The following is a 17265-nucleotide window of genomic DNA, read 5'->3' as shown; positions in this document are numbered from 1 at the left end:
TCCGGTCAATGATACGAATGGAAAATAGATTATCTAACTTAATGAATAGAAAAACTTACAATAATGTAAAGATATTTATAACTGCCCTGGCGCTTTGCCTGGTTGCGGTGCCATTCTCCCGTTATATCTCTCCGCGCGCTGTTGTTAATGGTCATGACGTATATTTAGCATGGCTGCCTTTAAGCGTAATGCTGGCGGTTATTCTGGTATTTGGGCGTCGGGCGGTTATTCCTGTTCTGTTAAGTTTTACTATCACTAATATATTCAGCATTGATTTAGCACCGCTACAATATTCAGTTTTATTGTTCTGTCAGACGTTCTCGGTGTTTGCGGGGTGCGGCATCCTCAGGATCATACTGGGCAAGCGCTGGCGCTACTGCGTGCCGAACAAGCATATTGGGTTACGGATATTTTGGCTCGGCTTTATGGTACCGATAGGCATAAAAGTGTCGATGTACCTGGCAGGTTATTTGTTCCATTTCCCGGTTACTATCTCAACCTTCTTCGGTGAAGGTACCGCAATTTATAACGTAGTCGATATACAAAGTCTGATCTGCGCGGCGTTGATATTTACCATGATGTTCTATTACCCGTTAAGAATGATAATTAATCCACGTTATGCCATCACCTTCTGGCGACGCAGTGTGAAGCCCGTGTTTTTTCAAAAGAAATCGCTATATATATTAGTCTGGCTGATGCTTTTAATCGTCATCCTCGCAATTTTATGTGCTCCTTTTGAGTCACCTATTATTGCGGGCTATTTAATGCCAGTGATTTTTATTCTCTTTACGTTAGGGATCAGTCGCCTGAGCTACGCGCTCATTTCTCTTTTCTGGGCGGCATCCGCACTTCTGCTGTTGACCTATAACTATAATTTCCTCAATGGCGTGGAGTCAGGCCATTCGCTCTCCTTTATTTTGTCTGTCCTTATCTCTTTCGCCATCTGTTTGCTCTATATGTCGCGGATTTATCAGCGCAGCGAGTGGCTGAAGCAGGACTGGCAGGACAGGGCGCTAACCGATCCGCTGACCGGTTTACCGAACATTCGTGCACTGGAAGATTTTCTGCAGGACCACCCTGATGCCAAAGTGTGCTGTCTGCGAATGGACAACCTCGAGTTCTTGAGTCGTCACTACGGCATTCTTATGCGGGTGCATTGCAAACGGATGGTGACCACCTCGCTGCAGCCATTTTTGCAAAAAGATGAGCGGCTTTTCCAGCTCCCGGGCAGCGAACTGGTGCTGGTATTGCTGGGGCCGGGAACCGCTGAGCGCCTGCAGCATATGGTCGATCAGCTGAACAGCCGTAAGATTGTCTGGAACAACACCGGGTTGGATATTGAATTTGGCGCTTCCTGGGGAATGGTTGAAAACGGTGAGAAGTTACACCATACGCTGGGGCAGCTCAGCTGGCTGGCTGAGCAATCTTGCGGAGCGCATAATGTACTGGCGCTCACCAATAGCCTCGAGGTGGCATCAGGACAAACAACCGAGCGGGTTTTGATGTTAGCACGCATTAAACATGCTTTGGATGCCGGACAGTTTCATTTATACGCCCAGCCAATCCAGAAGGCAGATGGTAGCGGGTATTACGAAATACTGACGCGCATGGAAAGCGAGGGCGAGATCATCACCCCAGACCGCTTTATACCGCTGATTGCCCAGTTTAACCTGAGCCACCGCTTTGACATGTGCGTGATGGAAAAATTACTGGTGTGGCTGCGCGATCATCCAGCGACGCATGCCGGTGTGCGTTTTTCTGTCAATCTGATGCCCCTGACGTTGATGCAAAAAGAGGTGGCCATCGAGATTTGCTCGCTCTTTGAACGCTATGGCGTAGCACCACAGGCGGTGGTGATTGAGATCACCGAAGAGCAGGCTTTCTCTAATTCGGGCAGCAGTATCAAAAACATTCAGCAGTTGCGGGACTGCGGTTTCCGGATCGCGATTGATGATTTCGGCACCGGATATGCCAACTACGAACGTCTCAGACGTTTGCAGGCGGACATCATCAAAATTGACGGGTGCTTTGTGAAAGATATCTGTACCGACGATATGGATGCGATGATCGTGCAGTCGATTTGCAACCTGGCGAAGACGAAATCACTGAGTGTGGTGGCCGAATATGTTGAAACGCCGGAACAGCGGGAGAAGCTGCTTCACTTCGGGGTCGACTATCTGCAGGGTTACCTGATTGGCAAACCCAAACCGCTTAATGAATTACGGACATAAAAAAACCGGGAGCTGAGCTCCCGGTTTTTATTTCGCTGCAGGTGTTACAGTACCAGTGCCGCAATAGAGGCAGACAGTACGCTCACCAGCGTAGAACCGTAAACCAGCTTCAGACCGAAGCGAGAAACCACGTTACCCTGTTCTTCATTCAGACCTTTAATCGCACCGGCGATAATACCGATGGAAGAGAAGTTAGCGAAGGAGACCAGGAACACGGACAGGATGCCTTCCGCGCGTGGCGAGAGCGTGCTGGCAATTTTCTGCAGATCCATCATCGCAACGAATTCGTTAGAGACCAGTTTAGTCGCCATGATACTGCCTACCTGCAGCGCTTCATGTGCAGGAACACCCATCACCCAGGCAACCGGGTAGAAGATGTAGCCCAGAATGCCCTGGAAGGAGATACCCAGAACCGCTGCGAACAGGGCGTTCAGAGCAGAAATCAGGGCAATAAAGCCGATCAGCATCGCCGCAACGATAATCGCCACTTTGAAACCAGCCAGAATGTACTCACCCAGCATTTCGAAGAAGCTCTGACCTTCATGCAGATTTGCCATCTGCAGGTTTTCTTCGCCTTCGTCAACACGGTACGGGTTGATCAGAGAGAGAACGATAAAGGTACTGAACATGTTCAAGACCAGCGCGGCAACCACGTATTTAGGTTCCAGCATCGTCATATACGCACCCACGATAGACATGGAGACGGTAGACATTGCGGTGGCTGCCATGGTGTACATGCGGTTGCGGGACATCTTACCGAGGATGTCTTTATAGGCGATGAAGTTCTCAGACTGACCCAGGATCAGGGAGCTGACGGCGTTGAACGATTCCAGTTTACCCATGCCGTTAACTTTGGAGAGTACGGTACCAATGGCGCGGATAACGACGGGCAGCACACGAATGTGTTGCAGAATACCGATCAGCGCAGAGATGAAGACGATAGGGCACAGTACCTTCAGGAAGAAGAACGCCAGACCTTCGTCGTTCATTTTACCGAAGACAAAGTTCGTCCCTTCGTTGGCGAATCCGAGCAGTTTTTCGAACATTTCGGAGAAGCCTTTTACGAAGCCAAGCCCCACGTTGGAGTTCAGGAAGAACCACGCGAGCAAAACTTCAATAACGAGAAGCTGAACAACAAAGCGGATGCGGATTTTTTTACGGTCATGGCTGACCAGTAACGCAAGCGCAGTAACGACAACGAGTGCCAGGACAAAATGAAGGACGCGGTCCATATTTGCTCCAAATATGAGGCAGGTTTAATTTTCGTGCACATTCTATGTAACAAGCGAAAAGAAAACGAGATCAAGGACACACTATAGTTACATCCTGTGACGAGTCTCAAAATTAGTGATCCACAATACATTTTTGTTATGTTAGGTAAATGCGTGAAAAGTTAAGTTTGTGTGCTAGTCTTCACAAAAGCGTGCGCGATTGCAGGTTTTGTTAGATCGCCCCACCTTACCCGCCCGTCTATTGTTCAAAGCTATCAGAGAAATCACTATAAACTCACTAAATGATCTTGATAATCATTCTCATTTTGATAGCATTAAACATAGCAAAGGCTATATTTCCAGAGGCAGAAATGACAAACAGTCGCGTAGAGGGTAGCAATGGCAGAGCAGCGCGCAAGTTGCGGTTCGCGTTAATGGGACCTGCGTTCATTGCTGCCATCGGCTATATCGATCCAGGTAACTTTGCGACCAATATTCAGGCCGGGGCCAGCTTCGGCTATAAGCTGCTCTGGGTGGTCGTGTGGGCTAACCTGATGGCCATGTTGATTCAGATGCTGTCCGCGAAGCTGGGGATTGCCACGGGCAAAAACCTGGCTGAACAAATTCGCGATCACTATCCGCGTCCGGCGGTATGGCTTTACTGGGTTCAGGCGGAAATTATCGCCATGGCAACCGACCTCGCCGAATTCATCGGGGCCGCGATTGGTTTTAAATTGATCCTCGGCGTCTCGCTGCTTCAGGGCGCGGTGCTCACCGGGATTGCCACTTTCCTGATCCTGATGCTGCAGCGTCGCGGTCAAAAACCGCTGGAAAAAGTGATCGGCGGGCTGCTGCTGTTTGTGGCGGCGGCCTATATCGTCGAGCTGATTTTCTCTCAGCCGAATCTGGCACAGCTCAGCAAAGGGATGATTATCCCGAGCCTGCCAACCTCTGAAGCGGTGTTCCTGGCCGCCGGGGTGCTGGGCGCAACCATCATGCCGCATGTCATTTACCTGCATTCCTCGCTGACACAGCACCTGCACGGTGGGACGCGCAAAGAGCGTTACTCTGCGACGAAATGGGATGTGGCGATCGCCATGACCATTGCCGGTTTTGTGAACCTGGCGATGATGGCGACCGCTGCCGCCGCTTTCCATTTTAACGGTCACACCGGTATTGCCGATCTCGACCAGGCATACCTTACGCTGGAACCGTTACTGAGCCACGCTGCTGCCACGATATTCGGGCTGAGCCTGGTGGCGGCCGGTCTCTCGTCAACGGTTGTGGGGACGCTGGCAGGGCAGGTGGTGATGCAGGGCTTTGTCCGTTTCCACATTCCGCTTTGGGTTCGTCGCTCCGTGACCATGCTGCCCTCCTTTGTTGTGATTCTGATGGGGCTGGATCCCACGAGAATTCTGGTCATGAGCCAGGTACTGCTGAGTTTTGGTATCGCGCTTGCACTGGTGCCGCTGCTGATCTTTACCAGTGACAAAAGCCTGATGGGCGAACTGGTGAACAGCACGCTGGTGAAACGAACCGGTTGGGTCATTGTGGCGGTAGTGGTGTCGTTGAACCTGTGGCTCCTGGTCGGCACTGCTCTGGGGTTATAGCGTCGCGTTGAACCAAAGAAAAAGGAGCCGGGAGGCTCCTTTTTGCATTACTGATGATGCATTAGTGATGACGCATTAGTGATGATGGCCGTGACCACCGTGTCCTCTGCCACCGTGACCCCAGCCACCGCGGCGGTCGTCACGATCGTTCCAGCCTTCACGGTAACCACGTTCATAGGCGTTGTTTTTGTACCAGCCGCGATGCAGGCCATTATCATGTCTGCGCCAGCGGTCGCCGCGCCACTCATAGTGACGGTTCCAGTAATCACGGTCGCGCCAGTAGCCACCGTCCCAGTATCTGCCGTAGTCGTCACGATCGCCAATTTGTAATTTAACTGATGGCAACAGGGTGATTTCGCCCGCAGTGGCGATCAGCGGGGCCGAAGCCAGTAATACCGCTGCAAGAATCAGTGACCTGAACATACTCTTTCTCCTTCACGATCGGGGCCTTTGTGGGGCCTGTTAACGCAATATTACGAGTTGGTAAAGGCTCGTTTCATCGCCTCAACTCCTAATTCATGAATGAGAGCACTTTTTGCTAAAAGTGATTTTATTTTGAGCTGTTCAGGATCCCATCAATGATTGCCAGTTCTTCCGCCGAGAAATGGCGGTTTTCCAGCATTGCCACGGCATCGTCAATCTGGGCGGTTTTACTGGCCCCAATCAGCACTGACGTTACCGACTCGTGGCGTAAAATCCACGCCAGCACCATCTGTGACAGTTTCTGGCCGCGGTTTTCCGCCAGCGCGTTCAGTTGACGAACCTTCTCCAGCTTCTCTTCGGTGATCTGATCGGGATTAAGGAACTTACTGCCGCTTGCCGCACGCGAGTCTGCAGGAATACCGTTCAGGTAGCGGTTAGTCAGCTGTCCCCCCGCCAGCGGCGAGAAGGGAATGCAGCCGACGCCTTTTTCCTGCAGCACGTCCAGCAGGCCTTCCTCTGGCGCACGTTCAAACATCGAATATTTCGGCTGGTGGATCAGACACGGCGTCCCAAGGTCGTTCAGGATATCGATAGCCTTGCGGGCCTGTTCTGCAGGGTAATTTGATAACCCGACGTAAAGGGCTTTTCCCTGACGCACCACATGGTCAAGCGCTTTCATGGTTTCCAGCAGTGGCGTTTGTGGGTCAGGACGGTGATGATAGAAGATATCCACATATTCCAGCCCCATACGCTTCAGGCTTTGATCCAGGCTGGCAACCAGATATTTGCGTGACCCCCAGTCGCCGTAGGGGCCATCCCACATGGTATAACCCGCTTTGGTCGAGATGATCAGCTCGTCGCGCCATGGCAGGAAATCTTCCTGCAAAATGCGACCGAAGTTACGTTCGGCTGAGCCGGGAGGAGGACCGTAATTATTGGCAAGGTCGAAATGCGTAATACCCAGATCGAACGCGCGTTGTAAAAGTTGACGGCTGTTTTCGACAAGCGTGGCGTCGCCAAAATTGTGCCACAACCCGAGTGAGATGGCAGGCAACCTGAGTCCGCTTTGCCCACAGCGGCGATACTGCATTGTCTGATAACGATTTTTGTCCGGCTGGTAACCCATTCTGATGCCCTCTGGCGCTGAAAGGAAAAATCAGTGTATACGTTTACATTTACATGAAAAAAAAGAGCATAGCGCAGCCTTTTTTGTAAAGCATTCTTTCCATGCCCTTCTTACGACCAATTCTGGACAGCCATCACGCTTCTTTAATACTCAAAGTGAGGTCAACGTCAGAAGGACACCTGTTATGCGAACCCCATACTGCGTCGCCGATTACCTGCTGGACCGTCTTACAGATTGTGGTGCCGATCATCTGTTTGGCGTGCCGGGCGACTATAACCTGCAGTTTCTCGACCACGTAATAGACAGCCCGGATATTTGTTGGGTGGGCTGTGCCAATGAGCTGAACGCATCCTATGCCGCTGACGGATACGCCCGATGTAAGGGCTTTGCCGCGCTGCTGACCACATTCGGCGTTGGGGAGTTAAGTGCCATGAACGGTATTGCCGGCAGCTATGCCGAGCATGTCCCGGTTTTACATATTGTGGGGGCGCCGGGTACGGCGGCACAGCAAAGGGGAGAGCTGCTGCATCATACGTTGGGGGATGGGGAGTTCCGTCACTTTTATCATATGAGCGAGCCGATCACCGTCGCACAGGCGGTCCTTACCGAACAAAATGCCTGTTATGAAATCGACCGTGTGTTGACAACCATGCTTCGGGAACGCCGCCCCGGTTATCTGATGTTACCCGCCGATGTGGCAAAAAAAGCCGCTACGCCGCCTGTAAACGCTCTCACTCATAAGCAGGCTCATGCCGATAGCGCCTGCCTGAAAGCGTTCCGGGATGCTGCTGAGAACAAACTGGCGATGAGCAAACGTACCGCGCTGCTGGCCGACTTCCTTGTTCTGCGCCATGGCCTGAAGCATGCGCTACAGAAGTGGGTGAAAGAGGTACCGATGGCCCATGCCACCATGCTGATGGGGAAAGGGATATTCGACGAGCGTCAGGCGGGTTTTTACGGCACATACAGTGGTTCAGCCAGCACCGGTGCGGTAAAAGAGGCGATTGAAGGGGCTGACACGGTATTGTGTGTTGGCACGCGTTTTACCGATACCCTGACGGCCGGGTTCACGCACCAGCTTACCCCGGCGCAAACCATTGAAGTTCAGCCGCATGCCGCACGCGTCGGGGATGTCTGGTTTACCGGCATCCCAATGAACCAGGCGATTGAGACGCTGGTCGAACTCTGCAAACAGCACGTGCACACTGGCCTTATGTCGTCATCATCCGGCGCAATACCGTTCCCGCAGCCGGACGGTTCGCTTACCCAGGAGAATTTCTGGAGAACGTTGCAAACCTTTATTCGCCCGGGGGACATTATCCTTGCCGACCAGGGAACATCGGCCTTCGGCGCGATTGATCTGCGTTTACCGGCTGATGTGAACTTTATCGTCCAGCCGCTGTGGGGCTCGATTGGTTACACGCTGGCGGCGGCGTTTGGTGCACAAACCGCATGCCCGAACCGGCGCGTGATTGTGCTGACGGGGGATGGCGCGGCCCAGCTCACCATTCAGGAACTAGGCTCGATGCTGCGTGATAAACAGCACCCCATTATTCTGGTGCTCAACAACGAAGGCTACACGGTTGAGAGGGCTATCCATGGGGCGGAGCAGCGGTATAACGACATTGCTTTGTGGAACTGGACGCACATTCCGCAGGCGTTGAGCCTCGATCCTCAGTCTGAGTGCTGGCGGGTCAGTGAAGCGGAACAGCTGGCGGACGTACTTGAAAAAGTGGCGCACCACGAGCGGCTCTCGTTGATTGAGGTGATGCTCCCGAAAGCGGATATCCCGCCGCTGCTCGGGGCGCTTACCAAAGCTCTGGAAGCGCGTAATAACGCCTGATTACTTGTCGTTTCGCCAGGCCATCATCATCGGTTTGCCCGCCAGCAGGAGCCAGGCGGGCAACATCACGATACAGAGCAGGGGGAAGAGCGTTGAATCCGGCACCACTACCGCCGCCATAAACAGGCTCAGCCACGCATCGCGCGTCACCACCAGCACCAGCCCCAGAATTGAGCAAGAGACCGTTATCGCTGCCGGCACCGCATCCACATGTTCATGCAGCATCAGCCCCAGCGCCACGCCGATAAACACCGCCGGGAAGATACGCCCACCGCGGAACCCACATGCTGCAGCTACCACCAGCGCCGCCAGTTTAACCAGCGCAAACAGCAGGTAATCAGACACGCTGAACACCTGGCTGAAAGCCAACTGCTGCATTTCATCAAGGCCTTTAAACAGCGTTACCGTTCCGCCGATAGCCCCTAATACGCCCAGCATCAGACCACCCGCCCCCAGAATCAGCACCGGGTGCTTCAGCCGGTGCATCAGACGGTGCAGGCGCGGAAGGCACCATACCGCAATCATCCCGAGTGCAATGGCGATCGCGACGACGATGGCACCGCTGAAAATATCGGCAATATGCATCTGACCGTAGTGGGGCAGAGAGAGTGAGAAATGAGGATGGAAAAACAGACTGGTCGTGAGCGCACCAGCCGCAGCGGCCATCAGCGGCGCAAAGAGTTTATCCCAGAGCGGGACGTCGTTATTGCTGGTAAGCGTCTGAGAAAAAATAAGGGCGGCGGCAACGGGCGTGCCGAAAAGCGCCCCGATGGTGCCTGCAGAGGCGAGGATGGTCCAGTCCAGCGCACCGACCCGGGGTAAAATGCGCGAACCGAGAAAGACCGCCATACCAATGTTTACCGCCATGATGGGGTGTTCAGGACCAAGGCTGACACCGCCCGCCAGACCCAGGATCAACGCGATAATCAGCCCCGGCAGCGCCGAGGGGGGAACGGGCGCACCGATCAGTGGCTCAAGCGCCGGATCAGGCCCGGCGTGCCCGGGGCTAAAGCGGATCACCAGACCCACCGCAACGCCGGTGAGCGTCAGCATCAACATGATCCATCCCGGCGAATCCACGCTGACGCCCAGTTGTGCAGGAAGCGCCGTCCATAACATCGCCTGCAACACCGACGCGACTTTCATCACGACAATGAGCACCAGACTTGAGGCAACGCCAATGATCAGCGCCGGTATTGCCAGTAAGAGCATGGTTCTGGCTCGCGGATGGAGCATGATGATTTCCTTGTACAAAACGCTATTACGTTACTTTGCACAATCAGCTTTATGGCAATAGTGCAAAAGGTGCTGAAACGGTAAAGTTATTCTGTGACGAAGATCGATAATCCACGGGCATTCACCTTCCGGTCGTTGTTGTTATCACGCCTTGAACTTACAGTGTCCCAAAGATTTATTCTGACTTTAGCGGAGCAGTAGAAGAATGACAAAGTATGCTTTGGTAGGCGATGTGGGCGGCACGAATGCTCGCCTTGCCCTATGCGATGTAAATAGCGGTGAAATTTCCCGGGCGAAAACCTATTCAGGGCTGGATTATCCAAGTCTTGAGGCCGTTGTTCGGGTCTATCTTGAAGAGCAACAGGTGAGCATCGAAGACGGATGTATCGCCATTGCCTGCCCGATTACCGGTGACTGGGTGGCGATGACCAACCATGTCTGGGCATTTTCCATCGCTGAGATGAAAAAAAACCTTGGTTTTTCGCATCTTGAAATCATCAATGACTTTACTGCCGTGTCCATGGCGATCCCGATGCTGAAGCCAGAGCATCTGATTCAGTTTGGCGGTACAGCGCCAGTAGAAGGTAAGCCGATTGCGGTCTACGGTGCCGGTACCGGTCTTGGCGTTTCACATCTGGTTCACGTCGACCAGCGCTGGGTAAGCCTGCCGGGTGAGGGCGGTCACGTGGACTTTGCGCCCAACAGCGAAGAAGAGGGCATTATCCTCGAAGAGTTGCGCGCTGAAATCGGCCACGTCTCCGCCGAGCGCGTGCTTTCCGGTCCGGGTCTGGTGAATCTGTACCGTGCGATTGTAAAATCAGACGGTCGTCTGCCGGAGAATCTGCAGCCAAAAGATGTGACCGAGCGCGCGCTGGCGGACAGCTGCATCGACTGTCGCCGTGCGCTGTCGCTGTTCTGTGTGATCATGGGACGGTTTGGCGGCAACCTGGCGCTGACGCTGGGCACCTTCGGGGGAGTCTATATCGCGGGCGGGATCGTACCGCGTTTCCTCGACTTCTTTACAGCCTCAGGCTTCCGTGGTGCGTTTGAAGACAAAGGTCGCTTCAGAAGCTATGTGCAGGACATCCCTGTGTACCTGATTGTGCACGATAACCCTGGCCTGCTTGGCTCGGGCGCGCACCTGCGTCAGGTACTGGGTCAAATCCTCTGAGGACTATCCCTCTCCTGCGGGAGAGGGGATTTTTACAGATGCATCAGCTGGCGGAACTCTTTCACCTTGCTGCGACTCACCGGGACCTGAAAATCAAGATCCTTCAGACGCAAAATATAGGTGTTGTTAAACCACGGTTCGATCTCGCGGATCTTGTTTAGATTGACGCAAAACGAACGGTGGCAGCGGAAAAAGTGCGCCGCCGGCAGTTTGTTGCAAAACTCGGTGATGTTCATTGCCATCACGTACGATTCACGCCGTGTATAGACAAACGTCATCTTCTCGTGCGCTTCGGCATAGTAGATATCGTCGATAGGCGTCACGATGATGCGTTCATCCTTGACCAGATTTATGGTGTCGTTTTCACGTATCGCCGGGCTTGCGTTAGCAGGCGTGGCCTGTTGTTGCCATGCGGCTTCCAGCTTTTGCAGCATGCTGACAATACGCGATTCCTGGTAAGGCTTCAGAATATAGTCAAACGCTTCCAGTTCGAAGGCTTCTACGGCGTGCTCTTTCCAGGCGGTGACGAAAACAATAAACGGCTTATGAGCAAACTGATTAATATTTTGCGCCAGTAATACGCCGTCCAGTGATGGAATGTTGATATCCAGAAAAATGGCGTCGACCCGGTTATGCTGCAAGAACTTGAGCACGTCCAGACCATCCTCAAAGGTACCCACAATCTCCATCTGGCTGTGCGTTTTGATAAGCCAGCTCAGCTCCTGTTGAGCCAGAATTTCATCTTCCACGATGATGACTTTCATTGATTACTCCGGCCTATGGCAACAGTGATGTCGCCGCATGAACGGGGGAGCGTTCATTCGGGACGTAAAAAGCAATTTCGGTGCCGGGTTCGAGACGGTGAATGTGCAGTCCGTCGCCGAATAAGAGCTTGACCCGATGGTGCACGTTCAGCAGTCCAATTTTATTGCCCGGCATTTCGTTAGACTCCACGCGCTCAATGACTTTTGGATCAATACCGTGGCCGGTATCGCGCACGGCAATGCGCACGCGGTTACCGCTTTCGGTTACGCTGATGGTGACCACGCCTTTACCTTTACACGGCTGAATGCCGTGAACAATCGCGTTTTCCACCAGCGGCTGGATCAGCAGGCTTGGGATCACACAGTTGACCTCTTCATCGATATCGTAAATCACCGTGAGCTTGTCACCAAAACGGGCCTGCTCAATCGCGATATAGTCCTTGATCTGATACAGCTCTTTTTTGATGTCGATCTGCTCGTCATCGTTCAGTTCAATGTTATAGCGCAGGTAGCGCGACAGATTGAATATAAGCTGACGCGCGGTGTCCGGATTCATCCGGATGGAGGACGAGATGGCGTTCAGCGCGTTAAACAGAAAATGAGGATTGATTTTGCTCTGAAGCGCGCGCAGTTCTGCCTTATTTGCCATCTCGCGCAGCTGTTCTGCACGGGAAACTTCCAGCTGGGTAGAGATAATCTGCGACAGGCCGATGGCCATCTCCTGAAGCGTGGAGGTGATCTGGTGCGCGTGGCAGTAGTAGATTTTTAGCGTGCCCGTTACCACGCCTTTTTCCCACAGCGGAATCACCAGCATGGAGTGGATTTCCGGCGTTCGGTGAGCTTCATCATTGTTCTTAATGATGATTTTACCGTAGTTGATCGCCTGTCGGGTGGTGGGGCTAATGGTATCGTCATTATCGCGGTAATTGTGTTCCCCGACGCCGACGTAAGCCAGTACGTGGTCGTTATTGGTAATGGCGACCGCATCGGCATGAATATCGCGGCGGATAATATCGCAGACCTGACGTAACGACTCCGCGTTCACATGGCGGAAGAGTGGCAGCGTTTTGTTGGCGATATCCAGCGCCAGCTTGGCCTGACGTGCGGCGCTGGCCTCTTTTTCTCCCTCAACGCTTTGTACCAGCAGCACGATAAAACCGATGCAGACGCTGCCGAGGATCATGGGAATACCGATTTTCGAAACGATATCCAGCCCCAGTGCGATAGTGGGGGCCCACACCACCACCAGGATCATGGTCAGCGTTTCGCACACCATGCCGGCGATGATCCCGGCGCGCCAGCGCTGCTTTTTCGGGATCTTGCGGTTAATCCATCCTGACAGTACCCCGGCGATAATACTGGTAATAAAACAGGGAATTGCCGTCACGCCACCGATATCAATCAGGTAACGGTGCGTACCGGCAATCAGTCCGGTGATGACGCCGACCCACGGGCCAAACAAAATCCCGCCGGACATGACGGCAATGATACGCACGTTAACCAGCGATCCCTCGACCGGCACGCCGGACCAGGTGCTGAACAACGCGAACAGCGAGAAGATAGCGGTGACGGCCAGCAGCTCTTTTGGCGAGTGCGCAGACTTGTGCAAAAGCTCGCGGAACAGGCGAATGCGGATGAGGAAAAACAGGCAAATCAGCATTAATGCCGCGCGGTCAAAAACCGCCAGCAGCATATTGAATATTTCGTGCACGAGTAGACCAGGAAAAACGGGAAAGAACCATGATAAAAAACCTGGCGCGTATTGACCAGCTATCCGTCAGGTTTATCAAATGGGGAAAACCCTGTTTTTCAAAGGGGATTATCAGGAGAGGGCTGAAGTCTCCCGATTTTTTTGTGATAACGCCTGAGCAGGTAACGGTTTTGATATCATCGTGTTACACAACAGATATCAGAAAGAGGCTGTCACTTCGGACGCTTCCGCTTTTCAAGGCAGCAGGGTTCCGATTTTAGCGCGCACTCTTTTTTTTCATTTCCCTCTCGACAGCATGATTTTTTTCAGGTTATTTTCTAAACATGCCACATCGGTGGCAGCGTCGCTCGGACGGTCCGGGCGCTAACGTTAATCTGAGGAATCTATGGCTGAATTCAGTCCTGAACGCCGTTTTACGCGTATCGATCGTCTCCCCCCTTATGTATTCAACATCACTGCTGAACTGAAAATGGCTGCGCGTCGGCGCGGCGAAGACATTATTGATTTCAGCATGGGTAACCCTGACGGCCCAACACCGCCGCATATTGTTGAGAAATTATGTACGGTTGCTCAGCGTCCGGATACGCACGGCTACTCTACCTCTCGCGGTATTCCTCGATTACGTCGTGCAATTTCTCGCTGGTATCAGGATCGCTACCAGGTCGATATCGACCCTGAAAGCGAGGCGATTGTCACCATCGGCTCAAAAGAGGGTCTGGCGCACCTGATGCTGGCGACTCTGGATCATGGTGATACCGTACTGGTGCCCAATCCGAGCTACCCGATTCACATTTATGGCGCCGTGATTGCCGGAGCGCAGGTTCGCTCCGTACCACTGGTGGAAGGGGTCGATTTCTTTAACGAACTGGAACGTGCGATTCGCGAAAGCTATCCGAAACCTAAGATGATGATCCTCGGTTTTCCGTCGAACCCGACGGCGCAGTGCGTAGAGCTCGATTTCTTTGAAAAAGTGGTCGCCCTGGCTAAACGTTACGACGTGCTGGTGGTGCATGATTTAGCCTATGCCGATATTGTCTATGACGGCTGGAAAGCCCCTTCGATTATGCAGGTTCCTGGCGCACGCGATGTGGCGGTTGAGTTCTTTACGCTGTCGAAAAGCTACAACATGGCTGGCTGGCGCATCGGCTTTATGGTGGGCAACAAGACGCTGGTGAATGCCCTGGCGCGCATCAAGAGTTATCACGACTACGGTACCTTTACCCCGCTTCAGGTCGCGGCTATTGCAGCCCTTGAAGGCGATCAGCAGTGTGTGCATGAGATTGCTGCGCAGTATAAGCGTCGCCGTGATGTGCTGGTCAAAGGGTTGCATGAAGCTGGCTGGATGGTGGACATGCCGAAAGCGTCCATGTACGTCTGGGCTAAAATTCCGGAGCCGTATGCGGCAATGGGATCGCTGGAGTTTGCCAAAAAGCTGCTGCAGGACGCGAAGGTATGTGTCTCGCCGGGCATTGGCTTTGGTGATTATGGCGACACCCATGTGCGATTCGCTCTGATTGAAAACAGTGACCGCATCCGGCAGGCGGTGAGGGGCATCAAGAGTATGTTCCGCGCCGACGGACTTCTCTCATCGAAAAGCGTCACCGAACATCACGCGTCATCATGACATAAAAAAACAGGAGCCATCGGCTCCTGTTTTTTTGACTGCATGTTCTTCACTAGATCATCAGGGCAAACGTTCCGGCCCAGACTAAAACAATCACCGAAATGCCCATAAAGAAATATTTCACGTTTCATCGCTCCGCGTATCTTGTGGTACGCATTTAAAAACAGAGTCCACCTGATTATAGAGAGCTGAAGTTGGCTTATAGCGGAAATAAGATTTTTCCCGTAATACCGCTGACTCCCGCTCAGAATTCTGTGCTTTCCTGTTGCCAGACGGCGCTAATGTACGCCTAAAAATGGGGGGTGACAAGAGGGATTTTTTTAAATAATTTCCGTCACTTACGGGTGTCGTGGAACGGCGACAGTTTGATTTCAGAACGCAATAAATTCACTTTGAGCGACGCAAAGAAAGACAGTACACAGCGTGATTACAGGTCATTGAAAAGGTTAGTTTCTTAACGAAACTAACCTTCTGGAATTTAGATGTACAGCGAGGCTTCGCCAAGAGGGCGTGTTTTGAAACGGCGATGCATCCAGAGATATTGCTCAGGCGCACGCATGATTTCCATTTCGATAACTTTATTGATGAACGTAGCGGCTTCGCCTTCGTTTTCCGGATAGTTAGCCATCTCAGGGGAGATATGCAGGCGATAACCTGATTTATCCGCTTTTCTGACCATCGTGACGGTCAACATGGAGGCACCGGAAAGACGTGAAATCACAAAGGTACCATTGGTCGTGGCGACATCTTTCACCGCAAAGAACGGAGCGAAGCTACTGCCTTTACGCCCATAATCCTGGTCCGGTGCGAACCAGACGGCCTCACCTTTTTTCAGTGCGCCAACCATGCCGCGCAGGTTGTTACGGCTGATCATCGCCTTATTCGAGCGCATACGACCACGTGTCTGCACCCATTCCATCACAGCGCTGTTGTGCGGACGGTAGGTTGCCATCATCGGCTGGCAAAGCCCCATGACGCGACCCCCCAGTTCCAGAGACATAAAGTGAACGCCGACCACCATCACGCCGCGGTTTTGCAACTGGGCACGTTTCAGGTTATCCAGGCCTTCCACATCAAACCATTTACGAACACGTTCATCAGACCAGAACCATGCCATACCGGTTTCAAGCAGAGCCATGCCGATAGATTTAAAGTTTTCAGCAATCAATTTTTCGCGCTGTTCCGCATTGTACTGTGGAAAGCAAAGTTCGAGATTTTTACGCGCAATAGACTCACGACGTTTAAGGAAGTGGCGCGATGCGCTGCCAAGCCTGGAGCCCAGAATGCGGATTACGGGATAAGGAAGCTGAACCAGTAACCAGAGCACGCCAAGACCAAACCATGTGAACCAGTAACGCGGGTGCAGAAACGCGCGTTTGAATTTGGATTGTGACAAAATAATGGGAACCTATATAAAGTCGGTGAAAGTCACGCATTGCGTAACCACGTACCTGTTAGACCGTAGTACAAGGTCATGGTTGCAGGCTTTACCGATCTTTACGGCGTTGCCTGGCCATTGCTGACGTTGGGTGGGCGGTATAATGTAGCACCCTTTATACGGTATGTGCTATTACTCGTTCTTGATTAAAAAAGCGGCAATTCGAAAGGTCTTTGATTTTTCTGTTTTTATAAACCAGAACAGATGCGCGACGGCATCTGTTTGGATATTTTGAAAGCAGTCGTTATGCTTTCCAGGCCGCATCGACAGGCTGTACCTGTTTATACCATGCCATCAGCGCGGCTGTACCGGGCTCTCCCTCGGCGGGGGCCCAGGTAACGAAATCCTCATCAGCCACCGGTTGATAGCCACCGTGTTTAACTTCAAAAATAACGCCGCCGTGATCCAGTGACAGCACGGCATGCCAGGTTCCCGCCTCCATCTCCAGCGCCATACACGCTTCACCTAATACGACGCGACGGGTGACGACGCCCTGGTCGTCAAAATTCAGCACGACAAAACGCCCGCGAAGGGGAAGTAACAGCTCAAAGGTATGCGGATGACGATGAGGGCGAACATAGGTGCCAGGTTCCATCGCGATGGCCAGTCGCTGAACCGGGTCGCTCAGTTCAGGATGAAAGTTACGATGTGCGCGTAAACGCGGGGCGTTAGCCGCCGCTTCACTTTGTTGCTTCAAATCGGAGAGCGTGATTTGTTTCATGATGGTTGCCTGAAAGAGAAGAGGGCCTGTGGAGTAAAGCTGTGGAATTGTAATACGGAATAACATAACCCGTATAAATGAGGGTTCAATCACTGCACATCACCTATGGAGCATAATAACCTCTGCTGCTAAATTCTCTTTAGCGGCTAAAACGTG

At 52.6% G+C, this 17265-nt stretch carries 14 protein-coding genes; 5 read left to right on the top strand and 9 right to left on the bottom strand.

Features of this window, described 5'->3' with window-relative positions:
- Positions 1–41 precede the first annotated feature (41 nt).
- Positions 42–2231: a sensor domain-containing phosphodiesterase gene (locus ACN9MQ_RS16085; protein WP_025203504.1), complete on the top strand. Its 2190-nt coding sequence runs from the start codon at positions 42–44 to the stop codon at positions 2229–2231.
- 44 nt (positions 2232–2275) lie between these two features.
- Here the strand turns inward: ACN9MQ_RS16085 and ACN9MQ_RS16080 are convergent, their stop codons facing one another.
- Positions 2276–3463 carry a NupC/NupG family nucleoside CNT transporter gene (locus ACN9MQ_RS16080; protein ID WP_014171069.1) on the bottom strand — a complete coding sequence of 396 codons (1188 nt, stop codon included), beginning with the start codon at positions 3461–3463 and terminating at the stop codon, positions 2276–2278.
- A gap of 350 nt (positions 3464–3813) precedes the next feature.
- Between ACN9MQ_RS16080 and ACN9MQ_RS16075 the strand changes: the two genes are divergently transcribed.
- Positions 3814–5052, top strand: coding sequence for an Nramp family divalent metal transporter (locus tag ACN9MQ_RS16075; protein ID WP_121339195.1), 1239 nt, complete (start codon positions 3814–3816; stop codon positions 5050–5052).
- Between the two features lie 75 nt (positions 5053–5127).
- Here the strand turns inward: ACN9MQ_RS16075 and ACN9MQ_RS16070 are convergent, their stop codons facing one another.
- Positions 5128–5475 carry a DUF2502 domain-containing protein gene (locus ACN9MQ_RS16070; RefSeq protein ID WP_014171067.1) on the bottom strand — a complete coding sequence of 116 codons (348 nt, stop codon included), beginning with the start codon at positions 5473–5475 and terminating at the stop codon, positions 5128–5130.
- A 127-nt stretch (positions 5476–5602) separates the two neighbouring features.
- Positions 5603–6601 (bottom strand): L-glyceraldehyde 3-phosphate reductase, encoded by a 999-nt coding sequence (mgrA, locus tag ACN9MQ_RS16065; protein ID WP_426021538.1) that lies wholly within the window; start codon positions 6599–6601, stop codon positions 5603–5605.
- 184 nt (positions 6602–6785) lie between these two features.
- Between mgrA and ipdC the strand changes: the two genes are divergently transcribed.
- A complete protein-coding gene (ipdC, locus tag ACN9MQ_RS16060; RefSeq protein ID WP_106503383.1) occupies positions 6786–8444 on the top strand; it encodes an indolepyruvate decarboxylase in 1659 nt (552 codons plus the stop codon).
- Here ipdC and ACN9MQ_RS16055 read toward each other — a convergent pair whose 3' ends face one another.
- Positions 8445–9680 carry an ion channel protein gene (locus ACN9MQ_RS16055; protein ID WP_020883101.1) on the bottom strand — a complete coding sequence of 412 codons (1236 nt, stop codon included), beginning with the start codon at positions 9678–9680 and terminating at the stop codon, positions 8445–8447. It abuts the gene before it with no gap.
- Positions 9681–9885: 205 nt separating this feature from the next.
- On the opposite strand from ACN9MQ_RS16055, the gene glk reads away from it, so the two are divergent.
- On the top strand, positions 9886–10851 hold the full coding sequence (glk, locus tag ACN9MQ_RS16050) for a glucokinase (protein WP_014171063.1): 966 nt from the start codon (positions 9886–9888) through the stop codon (positions 10849–10851).
- Between the two features lie 32 nt (positions 10852–10883).
- Here glk and ACN9MQ_RS16045 read toward each other — a convergent pair whose 3' ends face one another.
- Both ACN9MQ_RS16045 and ACN9MQ_RS16040 read right to left on the bottom strand, forming a co-directional pair.
- Complete coding sequence (locus tag ACN9MQ_RS16045; protein ID WP_025203509.1) at positions 10884–11615, bottom strand: LytR/AlgR family response regulator transcription factor; 732 nt, start codon at positions 11613–11615, stop codon at positions 10884–10886.
- 13 nt (positions 11616–11628) lie between these two features.
- Positions 11629–13326, bottom strand: a complete 1698-nt coding sequence (locus tag ACN9MQ_RS16040) for a sensor histidine kinase (protein ID WP_025203510.1) — start codon at positions 13324–13326, stop codon at positions 11629–11631.
- 385 nt (positions 13327–13711) lie between these two features.
- Between ACN9MQ_RS16040 and alaC the strand changes: the two genes are divergently transcribed.
- Positions 13712–14950, top strand: a complete 1239-nt coding sequence (gene alaC / locus ACN9MQ_RS16035) for an alanine transaminase (RefSeq protein ID WP_025203511.1) — start codon at positions 13712–13714, stop codon at positions 14948–14950.
- Positions 14951–15002: 52 nt separating this feature from the next.
- Here the strand turns inward: alaC and ypdK are convergent, their stop codons facing one another.
- The 3 genes from ypdK to ACN9MQ_RS16020 form a co-directional block, all read right to left on the bottom strand.
- Positions 15003–15074: a membrane protein YpdK gene (ypdK, locus tag ACN9MQ_RS16030; RefSeq protein WP_099458937.1), complete on the bottom strand. Its 72-nt coding sequence runs from the start codon at positions 15072–15074 to the stop codon at positions 15003–15005.
- Positions 15075–15428: 354 nt separating this feature from the next.
- Entirely contained in the window at positions 15429–16349 is a 921-nt protein-coding gene (gene lpxP / locus ACN9MQ_RS16025; protein WP_025203512.1) for a kdo(2)-lipid IV(A) palmitoleoyltransferase, read from the bottom strand.
- 283 nt (positions 16350–16632) lie between these two features.
- Positions 16633–17109, bottom strand: coding sequence for a WbuC family cupin fold metalloprotein (locus ACN9MQ_RS16020; RefSeq protein ID WP_426021540.1), 477 nt, complete (start codon positions 17107–17109; stop codon positions 16633–16635).
- Between the last annotated feature and the right edge of the window lie 156 nt (positions 17110–17265).

This window comes from Enterobacter sp. R-25, from assembly GCF_049913205.1.
GTDB lineage: Bacteria > Pseudomonadota > Gammaproteobacteria > Enterobacterales > Enterobacteriaceae > Enterobacter > Enterobacter ludwigii.
Note: the sequence above shows the minus strand (reverse complement) of the source record. Positions and strands in the feature narration are given on the sequence as shown.